14 protein-coding genes and 1 pseudogene are annotated in these 17,681 nt (G+C 67.4%); 10 read left to right on the top strand and 5 right to left on the bottom strand.

Annotation, left to right across the window (positions count from 1 at the left end; genetic code table 11):
* The first annotated feature begins 104 nt into the window (after window positions 1-104).
* Window positions 105-2,843 (top strand): transglycosylase domain-containing protein, encoded by a 2,739-nt coding sequence (locus tag PZB75_RS14995; RefSeq protein ID WP_275535791.1) that lies wholly within the window; start codon window positions 105-107, stop codon window positions 2,841-2,843.
* A gap of 218 nt (window positions 2,844-3,061) precedes the next feature.
* Window positions 3,062-4,558 (top strand): glycosyltransferase 87 family protein, encoded by a 1,497-nt coding sequence (locus tag PZB75_RS14990; protein WP_275535790.1) that lies wholly within the window; start codon window positions 3,062-3,064, stop codon window positions 4,556-4,558.
* 169 nt (window positions 4,559-4,727) lie between these two features.
* Here the strand turns inward: PZB75_RS14990 and PZB75_RS14985 are convergent, their stop codons facing one another.
* The 3 genes from PZB75_RS14985 to PZB75_RS14975 form a co-directional block, all read right to left on the bottom strand.
* Window positions 4,728-5,759 carry an alanine racemase gene (locus tag PZB75_RS14985; protein WP_275535789.1) on the bottom strand — a complete coding sequence of 344 codons (1,032 nt, stop codon included), beginning with the start codon at window positions 5,757-5,759 and terminating at the stop codon, window positions 4,728-4,730.
* Window positions 5,760-5,919: 160 nt separating this feature from the next.
* Window positions 5,920-7,038, bottom strand: a complete 1,119-nt coding sequence (locus PZB75_RS14980) for a peptidoglycan bridge formation glycyltransferase FemA/FemB family protein (protein ID WP_275535788.1) — start codon at window positions 7,036-7,038, stop codon at window positions 5,920-5,922.
* Between the two features lie 273 nt (window positions 7,039-7,311).
* The gene (locus PZB75_RS14975; protein WP_275535787.1) at window positions 7,312-7,626 is read right to left on the bottom strand and encodes a hypothetical protein; all 315 of its coding nucleotides are present in this window, start codon (window positions 7,624-7,626) and stop codon (window positions 7,312-7,314) included.
* Between the two features lie 276 nt (window positions 7,627-7,902).
* Here PZB75_RS14975 and rpsF point away from each other — a divergent pair, with 276 nt between their 5' ends.
* The 4 genes from rpsF (at window position 7,903) to rplI (ending at window position 9,623) form a co-directional block, all read left to right on the top strand.
* Window positions 7,903-8,193 (top strand): 30S ribosomal protein S6, encoded by a 291-nt coding sequence (rpsF, locus tag PZB75_RS14970; RefSeq protein ID WP_275535786.1) that lies wholly within the window; start codon window positions 7,903-7,905, stop codon window positions 8,191-8,193.
* A gap of 74 nt (window positions 8,194-8,267) precedes the next feature.
* On the top strand, window positions 8,268-8,879 hold the full coding sequence (locus PZB75_RS14965) for a single-stranded DNA-binding protein (protein WP_275535785.1): 612 nt from the start codon (window positions 8,268-8,270) through the stop codon (window positions 8,877-8,879).
* A gap of 42 nt (window positions 8,880-8,921) precedes the next feature.
* Entirely contained in the window at window positions 8,922-9,158 is a 237-nt protein-coding gene (gene rpsR / locus PZB75_RS14960; protein ID WP_003967857.1) for a 30S ribosomal protein S18, read from the top strand.
* An 18-nt stretch (window positions 9,159-9,176) separates the two neighbouring features.
* Window positions 9,177-9,623, top strand: a complete 447-nt coding sequence (gene rplI / locus PZB75_RS14955) for a 50S ribosomal protein L9 (RefSeq protein WP_275535784.1) — start codon at window positions 9,177-9,179, stop codon at window positions 9,621-9,623.
* Window positions 9,624-9,853: 230 nt separating this feature from the next.
* Here the strand turns inward: rplI and PZB75_RS14950 are convergent, their stop codons facing one another.
* On the bottom strand, window positions 9,854-11,191 hold the full coding sequence (locus PZB75_RS14950) for an MATE family efflux transporter (RefSeq protein ID WP_275535783.1): 1,338 nt from the start codon (window positions 11,189-11,191) through the stop codon (window positions 9,854-9,856).
* Window positions 11,192-11,669: 478 nt separating this feature from the next.
* Here PZB75_RS14950 and dnaB point away from each other — a divergent pair, with 478 nt between their 5' ends.
* The 3 genes and pseudogenes from dnaB (at window position 11,670) to PZB75_RS14935 (ending at window position 14,512) form a co-directional block, all read left to right on the top strand.
* Complete coding sequence (gene dnaB / locus PZB75_RS14945) at window positions 11,670-13,130, top strand: replicative DNA helicase (protein ID WP_275538720.1); 1,461 nt, start codon at window positions 11,670-11,672, stop codon at window positions 13,128-13,130.
* Window positions 13,131-13,293: 163 nt separating this feature from the next.
* A pseudogene (locus PZB75_RS14940) lies at window positions 13,294-13,497 on the top strand (transposase); the annotation flags it as partial.
* A 388-nt stretch (window positions 13,498-13,885) separates the two neighbouring features.
* A complete protein-coding gene (locus PZB75_RS14935; protein WP_275538719.1) occupies window positions 13,886-14,512 on the top strand; it encodes an IS3 family transposase in 627 nt (208 codons plus the stop codon).
* Between the two features lie 331 nt (window positions 14,513-14,843).
* Here PZB75_RS14935 and PZB75_RS14930 read toward each other — a convergent pair whose 3' ends face one another.
* Entirely contained in the window at window positions 14,844-16,091 is a 1,248-nt protein-coding gene (locus tag PZB75_RS14930; protein WP_275535782.1) for a hypothetical protein, read from the bottom strand.
* A 284-nt stretch (window positions 16,092-16,375) separates the two neighbouring features.
* Between PZB75_RS14930 and PZB75_RS14925 the strand changes: the two genes are divergently transcribed.
* Window positions 16,376-16,972 carry a hypothetical protein gene (locus PZB75_RS14925; RefSeq protein WP_275535781.1) on the top strand — a complete coding sequence of 199 codons (597 nt, stop codon included), beginning with the start codon at window positions 16,376-16,378 and terminating at the stop codon, window positions 16,970-16,972.
* The last annotated feature ends 709 nt before the right edge of the window (window positions 16,973-17,681 follow it).

The following is a 17,681-nucleotide window of genomic DNA, read 5'->3' as shown; positions in this document are numbered from 1 at the left end:
AGCGCTGCGCACGTACCTGTCGCAGGGCTGGTCCGCAATTCGGGGGGACCGGATCTCAACTACCGCTTCCAGGCGCTGTCGCCTGCCCGAGGAGTAGTCGTTCGATGAGCGAGCACCGTCGTAAACCGCCGCAACCGCAAGGTGGCGGACGTGCCGCGGCCAGACGAGCTGCCCAGCAGTCCCCAGGACGCCGCGCTCCGTCACGCGGAGTGACGAATGAATCACCTTCCGGCTCCTACGGCGAGGAAGCTCCGTCCGGTGGCCGGGCCGAGGCCCGCCGGGCGGCTCAGCGCGGCGCCGGGCGCCGTCGCGCGCCCGAGGGGAGCGGGGGCAGACGGCGGGGCGGGGACGGAGGCGCCGACCAGTACACCGGTAAGAAGCGCTTCATCGACTACCCCCGGGCGGGAAAGCTGGGTGCGCGGCGCTGGATGCCGTCGTGGAAACTGGTCTCCGGTCTGTGCATCGGTTTCCTGGGCCTTCTGATGGGGCTCGCCGGACTCGCGTACGCGATGGTCGGGATGCCTGACGTGAAGGCCATCGCCACGGCGCAGAACAACGTCTACTACTGGGCCGACGGTACTCAGATGGTCGCCGCCGGCGGTGAGGTCAACCGTCAGGAGATCGGCTACGCCCAGATCCCCAAGGCCATGCGGGACGCCGTCATCTCCGCCGAGAACAAGTCGTTCGACACGGACTGGGGCATCGACCCCATGGGCATCGCCCGTGCCGTGGTCAACATGGCCAAGGGCGGTCAGACCCAGGGTGGTTCGACGATCACCCAGCAGTACGTGAAGAACTCACGTCTCTCCCAGGAACAGACCCTGAGCCGGAAGGTCGAAGAGCTCTTCATCACGCTCAAGGTCGGTGCCAAGGAGGACAAGGAAACCATCATGTCCGGGTACCTCAACATCTCGTACTACGGGCGAGGCGCTTGGGGACTGCAGGCCGCGGCGCATACGTACTACAACAAGGACGCCACCGACCTGAACCCGAGCGAGTGCGCCTTCCTGGCCACGCTCCTCAAGGGCGCGACGTACTACGACCCGGCCGGTGCCACCGCGATCGACCCGGCCGCCACCCCCAAGGACAACAGGGAACGGGCCGTCAAGCGCTGGGGCTGGATTCTCGACGAGGAGGTGAAGGACGGCCGGCTGGAGGCGGCGGAGCGAGCCAAGTACAAGGCGTTCCCCGAGCCGAAGCCGCCGAAGAAGGCGGCCCAACTGGGCGGCCAGACCGGCTATCTGGTGGACCTCGCCAAGTCGTACTTCGTCAACAACAACGAAGCGGGCCTCAAGGAGGAGGATCTCGCGAAGGGCGGATACGAGATCCACACCACCTTCGAGAAGAAGAAGGTCGACCAGCTCGCCGCCGCGGTCAAGAAGGTCCAGTCCGCCAGGATCGACCCGGTGAAGCGTCCTGACAAGGACACCCACGTCCAGTTCGGCGGGGCCTCGGTGGACCCGAAGACCGGTGCCATCGTGGCCGTCTACGGCGGCGAGGACGCGACGAAGCACTACACGAACAACGCCGACGCGACGGGCGCTCAGGTCGGGTCCACCTTCAAGCCGTTCGTGCTGGCGGCCGCGATGGAGTACGGCAGGCGGGCCCCCGACGGGCCGGCCGAGCAGGGCGAGTCCCAGCGCACCAAGGTCTCGCCGCTGAGCATCTACAACGGCGACGATCTGCTCAAGATCAAGCAGTACAACGGTGACGTCTGGACCAACGAGGAGGGCAAGGAGTGGTTGCAGACCAACGACGGCCACCACTCCGAGGGTGACATCACACTCCGCAAGGCGATGGAGGTGTCGGCCAACTCCCCGTACGTACAACTCGGGATGGACGTCGGCACCGACAAGGTGAAGGAGGCCGCCATCGCCGCGGGGCTGCGCGACGACAAGTACATGGCGGACTCACACGTTCCGTCCTTCTCCATCGGTACGTCCTCACCGAGCGCGATCCGGATGGCGGGCGCGTACGCCACCTTCGCCACCAGCGGCCAGCAGAGCGAACCCTTCTCGGTGACCGAGGTCAAGAAGAAGGGCGTGGTCATCTACCAGCACAAGACGGTCAAGAAGCGCGCCTTCTCCAACGCGGTCGCGGACAACGTCACGGACGTGCTCAAGAACGTCGTCGAGCACGGGACCGGCACGCCGGCGAGGCTCGACGGCCGTGACGCGGCGGGCAAGACGGGTACCACGGACGGCAACAAGTCGGCCTGGTTCGTCGGCTACACCCCGCAGCTGTCGACCGCCGTGAGCATGTTCCGGATGAACGACGACGAGAACGCCAAGGACCGTGGATTCGAGGAGATGTTCGGCACGGGTGGTGAGGAGAAGATCCACGGTGCCTCGTTCCCCGCGCAGATCTGGCACGACTACATGACGGACGCGATGAAGGGGAAGCCGGTCGAGCGGTTCCCGACGCCGCAGCCGATCGGTGACAAGGTCTTCGGCGCCGGCGCGGAGAGCCCGACCCCGACGCCGAGCACGACGGCCTCCGAGTCGAAATCCGCCTCGCCCCCGGCGTCCCCGTCGATGTCGACGTCGAAGTCGCCCGATCCGACCAAGTCCTGTGTGAAGTGGGACTGGGACTGCGAGCACAACGCCGCGGGCGGCGCCAACCAAGGCGCCGACGGTGGCTGGGGTGACGACGGCTCGGCCTCCGGCAACGCGTCCGGAGGCGGCTCGCAGGATCCCCCGTCACCCGGCGGCGACTCGGGTGACGGAGGCAATGGGAACGGCAATGGGAACGGCAACGGGAACGGGAACGGCAACGGGAACGGGAACGGGAACGGCAATGGCAACGGGAACGGCAGCGGCATCCTCGGGGGGCCGTACGGGTAAGGGGCGCGTCCCGGACCGACGGACCGGGGACGCCCGGAGCGGCCCGCAGCGGCGCCGGAGGCTCCGCGAGGGCCCGCGGGAAGCCGGTCGGTTCCGGAAGACCGAACCCGGGGGAAGCCGTCGGCGGCCCTGACAAGCACGGTGACCGAGGCCGCCGCATCCCACGGGATGCGGCGGCCTTCCGCGTGCCCACAGCCCCGTACGGCAGGATGTGCGGCATGCCAAGCGCAGAGGAGACGAGCGTGCACCAGGAGCGGCCCCCTGTGCGGCCCACGCAGCAGGACGAGGTCGCGGCGGCGGGCAGTGAGCTGATCGGGGGGCCGGCGGGACGCTGGGCGCGGGTCGGTGGCGGCCCGCTGACCGCGGTCCGTGTCGTCGCGCTGGTGGCGATCGGGATGTTCGCGCTCGGCATGGCGCAGAAGGTGCCCTGCTACGAGTGGGCCTGGTTCAGGGGCTCCGGCTCGCAGTACACGCACGCCTGCTACTCGGACATTCCGCACCTCTTCGTCGGGCGCGGGTTCGCGGACGGCCTGGTGCCGTACTTCGACCGGTTCGGCGGCGACATGCAGTACCTGGAGTACCCGGTACTGACCGGGGCCTTCATGCAGGTCGCGTCCTGGCTGACGCCCTCGGGCGGCACCATGCAGCACCGTGAGCAGATGTACTGGATGGTCAACGCGGCCATGCTGATGATCTGCGCCGCGGTCATCGCGGTGTGCGCCGCCCGTACACATCGCCGACGGCCGTGGGACGCGCTGCTCATCGCCCTCGCACCCGCCTTCGCGCTCACCGCGACGATCAACTGGGACCTGCTGGCGGTCGCCCTGACGGCCGCGGCCATGCTCATGTGGTCACGGGGACGCGTGTTGGCGTTCGGCGTCCTCATCGGGCTCGCCACGGCCGCCAAGCTCTACCCCGTACTGCTGCTGGGGCCGCTGCTCCTGCTGTGCTGGCGGGCCGGCAAGTGGCGGGAGTTCGCCGTGGCGGCCTTCGGGACGGTGGCGGCCTGGCTGGTGGTGAACCTTCCGGTGATGCTGCTCGCGCCCGAGGGGTGGAAGAAGTTCTACACGTTCAGTCAGGAGCGGTCGATCGACTTCGGCTCCTTCTGGCTGATCATCACACAGCGCACCGGTGAGCCGATCGATGTCGAGACTGTCAACACGGCGTCGGTGCTGCTGATGGTCGTACTGTGCGCCGGAATCGCGGCCCTCACCCTGGCGGGCCCGCGGCGGCCGCGTTTCGCGCAGCTGGTCTTCCTGGTCGTCGCCGCGTTCATCCTCACCAACAAGGTGTACTCGCCGCAGTACGTGCTCTGGCTGATCCCGTTGGCCGCGCTGGCCAGGCCCCGGTGGCGCGACTTCCTCGTGTGGCAGGCCTGCGAGGTCATGTACTTCCTGGGGATCTGGATGTATCTCGCGTACACGACGAGCGGCGACAAGCACCAGGGCCTGCCGACGGAGGGCTACCAGCTCGCCATCGCCCTGCACCTGCTGGGCACGCTCTACCTCTGCGCCGTCGTCGTACGGGACATCCTGCTGCCGGAGCGGGACGGGGTGCGGCGCGACGGCTCGGACGATCCGTCCGGCGGTGTGCTCGACGGGGCGCGGGACGTGTTCGTACTGGGAGGCGCCACGCGACCGGAGCGAGGGACCGCGTCCGTGGCCGAGGGACAGCGGGTGGACTGGGGCGTGGCGCGTGGGACGGGTGCCGACTGAGCCACCGACCGGACCACGGACGAGCCCCGGGGCCGTACCGACACGACGTGTCGGTACGGCCCCGGGGCTCTCGGCTGTCAGTGGGCTGTCAGACCGCCGTCACGCCCTCTCAGCGGCCCGGCCGACGCGACCGGCGACCGGGGGCCGTGCCATGGCGCAGGAGCGGCTGTCAGCGGTCGACGAGACGGTCGTACTGGGTCGTCGTGTGCCGCAGATGGGCCACCAGCTCGTCGCCGACCTTCGGCTCCTGAGCGTCGGCGGGGACGAACAGGATCGACACCTGCATGTGCGGCGGCTCGGCGAACCAGCGCTGCTTCCCCGCCCAGACGAACGGCGACAGGTTGCGGTTGACGGTGGCCAGACCGGCGCGGGCGACGCCCTTGGCACGCGGCATCACGCCGTGCAGTGCCTTCGGGGCCTCCAGACCGACACCGTGGGACGTGCCGCCGGCGACGACGACCAGCCAGCCGTCGGACGCCGCCTTCTGCTGCCGGTAGCCGAAACGATCCCCCTTCACGACACGTGTGACGTCGAGGACGGAGCCCCGGTACTGCGTCGCGTCGTGATCGCCGAGCCAGAGCCGGGTCCCGATACGGGCGCGGAACCGAGTCTGCGGGAACTGCTGCTGGAGCCTGGCCAGCTCCTCGGCCCGCAGATGGCTGACGAACATGGTGTGCAGCGGCAGCCGGGCCGCGCGCAGCCGGTCCATCCAGCCGATGACCTCCTCGACCGCGTCCGAACCGTCCGTACGGTCCAGCGGCAGGTGCAGCGCGAAGCCCTCCAGGCGTACGTCCTCGATGGCGGCGTGCAGCTGTCCCAGCTCCTCCTCCCGGACGCCATGGCGCTTCATCGAGCTCATGCACTCGATGACGACCCGCGCGCCGACCAGGGCGTGCACACCGTCCACGGAGGAGACGGACCGGATGACGCGGTCCGGCAGCGGCACCGGCTCCTCGCCCCGGCGGAAGGGCGTGAGGACCAGCAGATCGCCGCTGAACCAGTCCTTGATGCGGGCCGCTTCATAGGTGGTGCCGACGGCGAGGGTGTCGGAACCGAACCGGATCGCCTCGTCGGCGAGTCGTTCGTGACCGAAGCCGTATCCGTTGCCCTTGCAGACCGGGACGATGCCGGGGAACTGGTCGAGCACGGATTGCTGGTGCGCCCGCCAGCGCGCGGTGTCGACGTAGAGGGAGAGCGCCATGGCCGGCCCGGAACCTTTCTGGTGGCTGCGGTGTGTCAGAGATGTGCGTATCGGTGTATCAGGGGTGTCGAAGGCGTACGCGCCAGGGCCACGGAATCCCGTCGCGGCGCCGCCCGCCGATCGGCGGGGGCACCGGTGGCTCACCGGTCCCGTGGTGGTCTCAGCGGCGGGACATGTAGATGTCGAGCGCCTTGTGCAGCAGCTTGTTGAGCGGGAAGTCCCACTCGCCGACGTACTCCACGGCCTCGCCACCGGTACCCACCTTGAACTGGATCAGTCCGAAGAGGTGGTCGGTCTCGTCGAGCGAGTCGCTGATGCCGCGCAGGTCGTAGACGGTCGCCCCCATCGCGTACGAGTCGCGGAGCATCCGCCACTGCATCGCGTTCGACGGCCGGACCTCGCGTCCGATGTTGTCGGACGCGCCGTACGAGTACCAGACGTGTCCGCCGACGACGAGCATGGTCGCAGCGGACAGGTTCACCCCGTTGTGCCGCGCGAAGTACAGCCGCATGCGGTTGGGGTCCTCGGAGTTGAGCACCGACCACATGCGCTGGAAGTACGACAGCGGGCGCGGTCGGAAGTGGTCGCGCACGGCCGTGATCTCGTACAGCCGCTGCCATTCGGCAAGGTCCTCGTAGCCACCCTGGACGACCTCGACACCGGCCTTCTCGGCCTTCTTGATGTTGCGGCGCCACAGCTGGTTGAAGCCCTTGAGGACGTCCTCCAGCGAGCGGTTCGCCAACGGGACCTGGAAGACGTAGCGGGGCTGCACATCACCGAAACCGGCGCCGCCGTCCTCGCCCTGCTGCCAGCCCATCTTCCGGAGCCGGTCGGACACCTCGAAGGCGCGCGGCTCGATGTGGGTGGCCTCGACATCGCGCAGACGCTTCACGTCGGGGTCCTGGATGCCGGACTTGATGGCGACCGAGTCCCAGCGGCGGATGACGACCGGCGGGCCCATCTTCACCGAGAACGCGCCCTGCTGCTTGAGGTGGGCGAGCATCGGCTGCAGCCACTCGTCCAGGTTGGGGGCGTACCAGTTGATGACCGGGCCCTCGGGGAGGTACGCGAGATACCGCTTGATCTTGGGCAGCTGCCGGTAGAGGACCAGACCGGCGCCCACGATCTCGCCGGTCTTGTCGAACCATCCCAGGCTCTCCGAGCGCCACTCCGTCTTCACGTCAGCCCACGCCGGGACCTGGCAGTGACTGGCCGAAGGCAGGCTCTGGATGTACGCCAGATGCTGCTCTCGGCTGATGGTCCTCAGGGTCAGGCTCATGCGGGGCGCTCCTCGGCAGGTGTGTCCCCATCGGTCAGGGGCTCCGGCTCTCGCGCCGAAGCCTACTGCGACCGGGGAGCGCCCCGTCTGGAAGCGTCCTGTACGGCTTCGTGCCCGTCCTGTACGGCTCCGTGCCCGCAGCGCGGTTCCGGGCCCGGCGGGGCGGGGCTGCCGGTGCCGGTCGAGGTCCGGGCGCCCGGACCGTCCGGCGGCGCCCGGATGCCTTCCACACCGCCCGCCGGGCCCGTGAGAGGCCCTGGTGCCGGGCCGGCACTAGCCCAGCACGCCACCGAACAGGCCGCCGTGGGCCATGCCCAGGAAGAAGCCGATGCCGGACGCGCCGAGGCCGAGGAACAGGGGAAACCTCTCGCGCGTCGTCTCCGAGATGTACAGCCCGTACGCCCCTACGAGAATCCCGGCGAGCCCGGCCCACGAGCTGACGAGGTGGAGGTGGTGGAACATCGCCGTGACGAAGGCGAGGACGCCGAGTACCACGGTCACCCCCACCAGCACGTCCTGGACGGGGTGGGGCCTGCCGTCGGTGGCGAAGAGGGAGACGGACGTACGCGGTCGGGATGCCTGTGCCATGGAAGTACCTCCTGGCCGAAGGCGGCGCACCGAGGCGTCGCGGAGAACCGATGTGTCCACATTGCGCCCATTCGGCACCGGATTTCAACCGGAAGCCGGTATGCGGGTACGCTGGACGGTCTGCGCCGGTGTCTGCCCGGGCCGCACATCAGCCCCTCCTCGCGGAGGGCGTTGTGAGTGGTGGCTGTTTCACTCGGAGACACTGGTGCCTACGCATCACGACCCTCCTGCCACGGAACGACCGTGGCCGCTGAGTCCAAAGGAGGTGGGTTCCACATGCGTCACTACGAAGTGATGGTCATCCTCGACCCCGATCTCGAGGAGCGAGCTGTCTCCCCGCTGATCGAGAACTTCCTCTCCGTCGTCCGCGAGGGCAACGGAAAGGTTGAGAAGGTCGACACCTGGGGCCGTCGTCGTCTCGCTTACGAGATCAAGAAGAAGCCCGAGGGCGTCTACTCGGTCATCGACCTGCAGGCCGAGCCTGCGGTCGTCAAGGAGCTCGACCGCCAGATGAACCTGAACGAGTCGGTCCTCCGGACCAAGGTCCTCCGCCCCGAGATCCACTGAGCTTCTGCTCAGCGGTCATCGGGTTCGAGTAGCAGCAAGCAGCCCAGAAGAAATCCCCGCCGAGAGGTTCACCCATGGCAGGCGAGACCGTCATCACGGTCGTCGGCAATCTCGTCGACGACCCCGAGCTGCGCTTCACCCCGTCCGGTGCGGCGGTCGCGAAGTTCCGTGTCGCGTCCACTCCCCGCATCTTCGACAAGCAGACCAATGAGTGGAAGGACGGCGAAGGCCTGTTCCTCACCTGCTCGGTCTGGCGTCAGGCGGCGGAGAACGTCGCGGAGTCGCTTACGCGAGGCATGCGCGTCGTCGTGCAGGGCCGGCTGAAGCAGCGGTCCTACGAGGACCGCGAGGGCGTCAAGCGCACGGTCTACGAGCTGGACGTCGAGGAAGTCGGCCCCAGTCTCAAGAGCGCCACGGCAAAGGTCACGAAGACCACCGGCCGTGGCGGTCAGGGTGGCTACGGCGGTGGCCAGCAGGGTGGCGGCGGCAACTGGGGCGGCGGCCCCGGTGCCGGTGGCCAGCAGGGCGGCGGCGGTGCTCCCGCCGACGACCCGTGGGCCTCCGGCGCGCCGGCAGCCGGTCAGCCGGGCGGTGGCCAGCAGGGCGGTGGAGGCGGCTGGGGCGGAAGCTCCGGTGGCTCCGGCGGTTCCTCTGGCGGCGGCTACTCGGACGAGCCGCCCTTCTAGGGCAGCTCGATCCACACTTCTTGATCACACAGGAGAAACACCATGGCGAAGCCGCCTGTGCGCAAGCCTAAGAAGAAGGTCTGCGCGTTCTGCAAGGACAAGACCCAGTACGTGGACTACAAGGACACGAACATGCTGCGGAAGTTCATTTCCGACCGCGGCAAGATCCGTGCCCGCCGCGTCACCGGCAACTGCACGCAGCACCAGCGTGACGTCGCCACGGCCGTCAAGAACAGCCGTGAGATGGCGCTGCTGCCCTACACGTCCACCGCGCGATAAGGGAAGGGTGACGCAGACATGAAGATCATCCTCACCCACGAGGTCACTGGCCTCGGTGCCGCCGGCGACGTCGTTGACGTCAAGGACGGGTACGCCCGTAACTACCTGGTTCCGCGTGGCTTCGCCATCCGCTGGACCAAGGGCGGCGAGAAGGACGTGGCGCAGATCCGCCGCGCCCGCAAGATCCACGAGATCGCGACGATCGAGCAGGCCAACGAGATCAAGGCCAAGCTCGAAGCCGTGAAGGTGCGTCTGGCTGTTCGCTCCGGCGACGCCGGCCGTCTCTTCGGCTCCGTCACCCCGGCCGACATCGCTTCGGCGATCAAGGCCGCCGGTGGTCCGGACGTCGACAAGCGTCGCGTCGAGCTCGGCTCGGCCATCAAGACGCTCGGCGGACACCAGGTGTCCGTGCGTCTGCACCCCGAGGTTGCCGCGCAGCTCGGCATCGAGGTTGTTGCCGCCTAAGGGCGCAGCTCCGCAGAGCAGATGAAGGGCCGTACCCCCTGGGGTGCGGCCCTTTGCCGTTCGGATCTGACGTACCCGGCAGATCTTCCAGATCCGGCGAGGCGCTGCGGTCCGTGTTTCACGAGGCATGTTTCACGTGGTTTCACGGTCTGTGTTTCACGTGAAACATGGACATGGTCCCGCGGTGAAACAGCGGTGTACGAGGCGGTGTCCGAGATGGCTACCGGAGTTCAGCGGGTGGCTCCCGTAACGACCCAGCGCCCGGAACGGGTCCTAAGCCAGAGAGTCACCAACCGCACCGCCATCATGAGTGACATGGCCCACCACACTGCGGTCAGTCCACCACCGGCCACGGGGACGAGCAGCGCGACCGGAGCGAAGGCGGCCAGAGTCACGAGCATGGCCCAGGCGAGATAGCGGCCGTCCCCGGCTCCCATGAGCACTCCGTCCAGGACGAAGACCACTCCGGCGATCGGCTGGGTGAGCGCCACCACCAACAGGGCGGGAAGCAAGGTCTCCTTGACCGCGTGGTCCCCGGTGAAGAGTGGAATGAACAGTGGGCGGGCCAGCACGATGAGCACGCCCAGCACCACTCCGGTGGCGATACCCCACTCCACCATCCGGCGACAGGCGTCACGGGCGCCCTTTTCGTCAGCGGCGCCGAGGTAGCGGCCGATGATGGCTTGTCCGGCGATGGCGATCGCGTCGAGCGCGAAAGCCATCAGGCTCCACAGGGAGAGAACGATCTGGTGCGCGGCGATGTCCACGTCTCCGAGGCGGGCTGCCACCGCGGTCGCGATCATCAGCACGGCGCGGAGCGAGAGGGTGCGTACGAGCAGGGGAACGCCCGCCTGGGCGCTGGCCCTGATGCCCGGCAGGTCCGGGCGGAGTGACGCGCCGTGGCGTCGCGCTCCGCGGACGACCACGAACAGATAGGCGGCGGCCATACCGACCTGCGCCATCACCGTGCCCCACGCGGAGCCGGCGATGCCCAGACCGGCGCCGTAGACGAGTACCGCGTTGAGGACACCGTTGGCGGCGAAACCGCCGACGGCGACGTAGAGAGGTGTCCTGGTGTTCTGCAGGCCGCGGAGGACACCGGTTGCTGCCATCACGACCAGCATGGCGGGGATGCCGAGGCTGGAGATGCGTAGATAGGTGGTGGCGTAGGGGGCGGCGGTGTCGGAGGCGCCGAAGAGGCTGACGAGCCACGGGGCGCTGGGGAGGGTGACGGCGATGACCGCGGCTCCGAGCAGCAGCGCGAGCCAGATGCCGTCCATGCCCTGCCGGATCGCGGCCTTCAGGTCGCCCGCGCCCACCCGGCGGGCGACAGCTGCCGTGGTCGCGTAGGCGAGGAAGACGAAGATGCTGACGGCGGTGGTGAGCAGGGCCGCGGCGATACCCAGACCGGCCAGCTGTGAGGTGCCGAGGTGGCCGATGATAGCGCTGTCGACCATCACGAAGAGCGGCTCGGCGACGAGTGCGCCGAAGGCGGGCACGGCCAGCGCGAGGATCTCGCGATCGTGCCTACGGCGGCTGCGCTGAGGTCGGGAAGGGGCCTGGGGCATGGGAGCCAATCTAATCTTCCACAGGTAATAGATACAACCCTCTTGTGTCCCTTACTTCGAGCGTGATTCGTGGTCCCGCTGTGCGCGGTTTGCCGTGATCTTGCGCCGCCTGGAAAAGTTTTTCTCTCCCACAGCCGGTGGATGGAGTAATGCCAGGTCGGAGGGGTGGGAGTGCAGAAGTTGAGAGTTTGTCCACAGCGCTGTCCCCTGTTCCGTGCACAGGTTCCCAGAGGTTCTCCACAGCATCCGGTCCTTCGTCCACATGGCCTGTGGATAACCAGATTGGCTGACGGTGCGGAGGGGCCTACCGTGGTCCGGCGCCCGCTCTCCGTTCCGGCCTTGGAATCCCGCATGACTCGACTCGCCGGAACCGGAGTCGGGCGTCTTGGTTTGTCGGTGCCGTGCCGTAAGAAAGAGTGGCACGGCGAGGTCCGCGGAGCGGACGGGAGGAGGTGGCCCGGTGAGCATTCCCGAGCCTTTGGACGACCCCTGGGCCGACACCGGTCCCAGTGACCGTCTGCCTGTTTCCCGTCAGCGCCGGGGCGAGGGCCGTGGCCGGGACGATCAGCACGACCGCAGCCGCGAGAGCGAGGGCTGGGACGGCGGCTCGGCCGGGTTCGAGCGGGTGCCCCCGCAGGACCTGGACGCGGAACAGTCGGTGCTCGGCGGCATGCTCCTGTCCAAGGACGCCATCGCCGACGTCGTGGAGATCATCAAGGGGCACGATTTCTACCGTCCCGCCCACGAGACCGTCTACACGGCGATCCTCGACCTCTACGCGAAGGGCGAGCCGGCCGACCCGATCACGGTGGCGGCCGAGCTGGTCAGACGCGGTGAGATCACCAAGGTCGGTGGACCGCCGTATCTGCACACCCTCGTCCAGTCCGTGCCGACCGCGGCCAATGCCTCGTACTACGCCGAGATCGTCCATGAGCGCGCCGTGCTCCGCCGCCTCGTGGAGGCCGGAACGAAGATCACACAGATGGGGTACGCGGCCGACGGGGACGTCGACGAGATCGTCAACTCCGCCCAGGCCGAGATCTACGCCGTCACCGAGCAGCGCACCAGTGAGGACTACCTCCCCCTCGGCGACATCATGGAAGGCGCACTCGACGAGATCGAGGCGATCGGCTCGCGCAGCGGCGAGATGACCGGTGTGCCGACGGGTTTCACCGACTTCGACGCCCTGACGAACGGACTGCACCCGGGCCAGATGATCGTCATCGCGGCCCGTCCCGCCATGGGCAAGTCGACCCTGGCCCTGGACTTCGCCCGAGCCTGCTCGATCAAGAACAACCTGCCGAGCGTGATCTTCTCCCTCGAAATGGGCCGTAACGAGATCGCGATGCGCCTGCTGTCCGCAGAGGCCCGCGTGGCGCTGCACCACATGCGCTCCGGCACGATGACCGACGAGGACTGGACCCGGCTGGCCCGCCGGATGCCGGACGTCTCGGCCGCCCCGCTCTACATCGACGACTCGCCCAACCTCTCGATGATGGAGATCCGGGCGAAGTGCCGTCGGCTCAAGCAGCGCAACAACCTGAAGCTCGTGGTCATCGACTATCTGCAGCTGATGCAGTCGGGCGGCTCGAAACGCGCGGAGAGCCGTCAGCAAGAGGTCTCGGACATGTCCCGAAACCTGAAGTTGCTGGCCAAGGAGCTGGAAGTCCCGGTCATCGCGCTCTCCCAGCTGAACCGTGGCCCCGAGCAGCGCACGGACAAGAAGCCGATGGTCTCCGACCTGCGTGAGTCGGGTTCCATCGAGCAGGACGCCGACATGGTGATCCTGCTGCACCGCGAGGACGCGTACGAGAAGGAGTCGCCCCGCGCGGGCGAGGCGGACCTGATCGTGGCCAAACACCGAAACGGCCCGACCGCGACGATCACCGTCGCCTTCCAGGGGCACTACTCGCGCTTCGTGGACATGGCGCAGGCCTGATCGCCGTTGTAGGGTCTCAGATTTCATGTCGGAATCTCATGGCTGATGTCGGGTCAGAGTCGGATGCGACACCGTCTTGAGACTCGCAGGTCATGTCGTCACTCGTTTGGATGTGAGGTTCCCCCGAGATGCGGAAGGTGGTGACAGAGGGGCAGATGGTTCTATGAGAGGAACATCGACCATGGCTGCCCCCAGGAAGTACTCGCTGGAGTTGCGTGAGCGTGCGGTGCGGATGTATCGCACCTCGGATCCGAAGCCGCAGATCAAGAAGCTGGCCGTCGACCTCGGCGTCCACCCCGAGGCCCTGCGGGGCTGGATCCGGCAGGCCGAGGCCGACGCCGGCGAGCGTGATGACCGGCTGACCACCGACGAACACGCCGAGCTGGTGGTCCTGCGGAAGGAGAACGCCGAGCTCAAGAGGGCGAACGACGTACTGCGGACGGCCTCGGCGTTTTTCGCGGCGCAACTCGACCCGGCCCAGGTGACCGCGCTCCTCGACGAGCATCCCCACCTGGGAGTCGAGTGCGTACTTCGGGAGCTTTCCATCGCCTCCTCCACCTGCTACCGCTGGCGCCGGGCCGAGAAGGAGCCCTGCGAGCGGCGGCGCCGCGACGTCGAGCTCACCGGGCAGATCAAGGAGATCCATACCGGGTCCGGTGGCATCTACGGGTCACCACGCGTGCACGCCATGCTGAAACGCGAGGGCGTCCACGTGGGCCGCAAGCGCGTCGAACGGTTGATGCGCGAGGCCGGTTCTGGCGGGTCTCAGCCCGCGCCGGAGCGGTTTCACGCGCCGGGATCCCAAGGCGACGCTCGCCCCGGACCTCGTCAACCGGGACTTCACCGCCCAGGGGCCGAACCGGCTGTGGGTCACCGACCTGACGATGATCCCGACCGCCGAGGGACCGCTGTGGCTGTCCGCGATCCGCGACGCGTTCTCCCGCCGGGCCGTGGCCCGGGAGACCTCCGCCCGCGCGGACGCCGACCTGGTCCTGTCCAGCCTGGAGTACGCGCTCGCCTCCCGCGAGGTCGAGCCCGGCAAGCTCGTCCACCACGCCGACCACGGCTGTCAATACACGTCCATCAAACTCACAACCCGCCTTTTACGGGCCGGTATTGAGGCGTCGATGGGCTCGGTCGGCGACAGTTACGACAACGCCCTCGCGGAGAATCTGTGGATGCTGACGAAGACCGAGTGCGTCCGCGGCCGTGTCTTCGCCACCAGGGCCGAGGCGAACCTCGCGCTCTTCGAGTACTTCGACGGTTTCTACAACAGCCGGCGCATCCAGAAGCGGCTCGGCTACCTCAGCCCGATCGAGTTCGAGGAAAAGCACTACGCCGAGCAGGCAACAGCCGAACGAGCGAACCTGAAACCCCGCTAACCCGCCCTGACCAGCTGATCAGCACCTCCCGAGCAACGGGGGAACCTCAAGCACGGGGGAACCTCATATCAAGAAACCGGCAGGCCGGTGAAGCTGATGACAAAGACCCGACGGACTGTGGAAGCGGACCCAGACATTCCTGTAGGGCTCACGGAGCTTGTGACCGACCGGCGGGCAGCCGGGCCAGCGTTGCTGCCACAGATCCGTCAGAAACACCCGCACATCTCCAGTCAGTGGAGCCGCGACTGGCTCCCCAAGCAGGGGAGGCCGCCGAGCAGGTGGGAGAAAGCGTGGTCAGTGGATTTGATGCTTTCTATGCTGGTGCCCACGTTCACTCGTTGGGGGACTCCGTTGCCGGTGGGATACCGCACCGGCAGCAGTCGTTCGCATGGTCGTCCTGGCAGACGTAGCCGATGGCACCATCCACGCACCATTCGGCGGCCTTCTCGGACAGCAGGTCGGGCCCGGCAAGGAGCAGCCGACGAAATTTCGTGGTGTCCGCAATGTCGGCCGGCCGGTTGGTGAACCACTCGTCGAACCAAGGCTTGTCCTGGTGTATGCGCCAGTGCGCATTCTCCCGGTCGTCGACAGCCGTAAGGAACCGATCGACGATGCGCCCCCAACTCGGTGCTCCGAACCAGCCGTTGTCGGACGCACAGAAGAATTCGATCAGGGTTCGCAGGCCGAACTCCTTCTCGCGAAGGCAGTACCTTCGCCCCCATGAGATCGCGACCTGTGCCATCTCTGCGAGTTCTTCTCGCGAATCAACCTCGTGCGCCGGGTCGTCAGGGTTGTGGCAGGCCAGCCCGAGCTCGAGTACGGACTGCCCTGTCGGCAGAACCCGGGACGGGTTGACGATCGCGAGACCGAGACCGATCCAGTCGACATGGTCGAACGACAGCATCGAGCGCACGAGTCGGGTGGTTGCCGTGTTGATCCGCATCATTGTGCCGTCGTGGAGCGGACTCTTCCCGGCATGCCAGTTCTCGACGGGTGTGTTGCGCCACACGGCGAGCGTGATGCGGGTGGCAGCGAGCCACAGCAGGGCGTCGTCGTCGAGGTGCCCGAACCGTTTGGCACACTCCTGGGCGCCGTAGGTGATCAACTCTTCCGGTTTCGGCCATCTGTGGCTGTCGGGCTCTTCAGGCCCTTCAGGCGCGTACTCGTAGTCGTCGGCGTACTCGTCGAGGATCGCGCTCAACTCGGCTGCGTTGTAAGCCTCGCTGTACTCGGAGCTGTCCGGCTCCTCGACGGTGTACATGTCGTGGTCCCAGGAGACGTACACGTCGCCCCAGAGCACGACGTCATCGCACTCGCTGGCGTTGTCCGTCACAACCGGCCTGATGGTGATCGGGGCAGTACGCCCGTCGGTTCGCTCGCCGTCCTTCTTGGCGGCCCATGCGGTGATGATCCCGAGCGGCTTCGGAAGGAGAGGGCCGACCTCGGTGATGCTGAACGGCTCGTCGTCATCGGTGTCGAACCGGCTGTTGACGAACGCGACCGCCTCGGAGGGCGTGCTGACGATGGACTGGGTACCACTCTGGTTGTCAACCACTCGCCACAACGGGCTGTTCTTCACGATGCTCTCCGATCGCGGTGAATGTACCCGGGGCGGGTGCGATGCACCGGGTCGCTCGATACTGACTCCGATTAGGTACTCAAAGGGGCCGGGCTGACAGGCTGCACTCGTGGCCCTCAACGATGCCTGGACGCTGGTTGGGCCGAAACCACCCCCGAGCAGGCCAAGGAGGCTGCCGTTTTCCGGTGCTGGCGGCCTCGGGACCGGCCCCATCTCGCCGCACTCTAAGCGCAGGGTCTGACATCCGGACCGGGCAGCAGGTTCATGCGGTCGACAATGAGCGCATGGACGTCCCTGAGTTGCTCGAAGCAGCTTTCCTGTTGGTTCCGGAAGAGACCGCCACCGAGAATGACATTACGGTGGGAGACGTCTGGGACTACCTCGTTCACGACGAGTGGGAGATCGCCCTGGGTCTGCTGGAGAAGTTTGGGGAGACTCACTCGCTCCCTTTGGCTTTCTGGGAGAAGCTCGCCGAAGCGGCTGATCAGCTCCAGCTGGAGCGGAGTGCGGCTTGGTGCCATTGGCGATGCTCCGAGCTCCGCAACGGCGTGATCAGGGCGGATTTGACGCTCCGCCCTGCCGCCGAGGCGCGACGCACGACGCCAATCTCCGGCGCGGGTGTTCTGCGGCCCATGTGGGACATCGGTCTCCTCTCACCCACCGGCGGACGTGCGGTCAGCATCGCTGGGCTCTGGGTTGAGAACATGCCCATGCTGGAGCCCGGAGGGCGAGCCACGGTTCGCCTTGTGCCCCTCACTCCCTCCCACTGGACGCACGTCCAGCCCGGCCAGCAGATCACCATGCACGAGGACCGAGCCATGGCTGGCACCGCAGTCATCCTGGAGGTTTGCCTCCCTGCCACCGTCATGCCCGCGCGATGACATGAACTGCTTGCCGGTGCACGTATCTCCGTACGTGGTGGTGCACTCAGACGGGACGCGGACAAGCGGTGCAGCCGGCTGGGCAGTCTGAGGAAATGACACCGATCTGAGACAGCCGCCTGCCGACACGTCGTGAGACTGGAGGGGAACGTCCAGGTCATAGCGTCGGCGCATGACACCGAAAGTGAGAACCTACATCTGTCGGTCGGGTGGGCGGGGCGGTGATGCGCCGCACCTACCCGACCAGCCACCCTCGCCCGGGGGCACGGCCTGCGGTGCTCCTGGAGGAGTTGAGCGATCTCGCCGGCCGTCGAGGCGCTGGTCGCCCGGCGTGGCCGGGACCTGGTCGCCGAGGGGGATGTGTGCAGCGCCTGCGGGCAAGGCGCTGAGCGTGGGCCGCTATGGGGCGTTAATCAGTTGACCGGGTGGCAACGGCTGGGCAGGCTCCGACACGACCCGCCTGCTCCTACCGGGAGTCCTACGGATGACTTCTCACCTGCACGCGCTCTGTTTCGATGCGCACGACCCGCTCCATCTCGGGCGCTTCTGGGCGGACTTTCTTTGCTGGGAGACAGCCAAGGACTCCTCCGACGGCGTCACACTGCCTCCCAGCGATGACACCGGGTATCCGGCTCCGCTTCCGCGAACGACGGAACAGGGCCGATGCCCGCTCGGACACGAGACAGCCTCTGTGTGATCGCTGATTGCT

It is taken from the genome of Streptomyces sp. AM 4-1-1 (genome assembly GCF_029167625.1).
In the GTDB taxonomy this organism is placed as follows: Bacteria; Actinomycetota; Actinomycetes; order Streptomycetales; family Streptomycetaceae; genus Streptomyces.
Note: the sequence above shows the minus strand (reverse complement) of the source record. Positions and strands in the feature narration are given on the sequence as shown.

Excerpts from the sequence above, each read along its gene's own strand:
- PZB75_RS14995 (WP_275535791.1), top strand. The coding sequence starts at position 105 with ATGAGCGAGCACCGTCGTAAACCGCCGCAACCGCAAGGTGGCGGACGT.
- PZB75_RS14990 (WP_275535790.1), top strand. The coding sequence starts at position 3,062 with ATGCCAAGCGCAGAGGAGACGAGCGTGCACCAGGAGCGGCCCCCTGTG.
- PZB75_RS14985 (WP_275535789.1), bottom strand. The coding sequence starts at position 5,759 with ATGGCGCTCTCCCTCTACGTCGACACCGCGCGCTGGCGGGCGCACCAG.
- PZB75_RS14980 (WP_275535788.1), bottom strand. The coding sequence starts at position 7,038 with ATGAGCCTGACCCTGAGGACCATCAGCCGAGAGCAGCATCTGGCGTAC.
- PZB75_RS14975 (WP_275535787.1), bottom strand. The coding sequence starts at position 7,626 with ATGGCACAGGCATCCCGACCGCGTACGTCCGTCTCCCTCTTCGCCACC.
- rpsF (WP_275535786.1), top strand. The coding sequence starts at position 7,903 with ATGCGTCACTACGAAGTGATGGTCATCCTCGACCCCGATCTCGAGGAG.
- PZB75_RS14965 (WP_275535785.1), top strand. The coding sequence starts at position 8,268 with ATGGCAGGCGAGACCGTCATCACGGTCGTCGGCAATCTCGTCGACGAC.
- rpsR (WP_003967857.1), top strand. The coding sequence starts at position 8,922 with ATGGCGAAGCCGCCTGTGCGCAAGCCTAAGAAGAAGGTCTGCGCGTTC.
- rplI (WP_275535784.1), top strand. The coding sequence starts at position 9,177 with ATGAAGATCATCCTCACCCACGAGGTCACTGGCCTCGGTGCCGCCGGC.
- PZB75_RS14950 (WP_275535783.1), bottom strand. The coding sequence starts at position 11,191 with ATGCCCCAGGCCCCTTCCCGACCTCAGCGCAGCCGCCGTAGGCACGAT.
- PZB75_RS14925 (WP_275535781.1), top strand. The coding sequence starts at position 16,376 with ATGGACGTCCCTGAGTTGCTCGAAGCAGCTTTCCTGTTGGTTCCGGAA.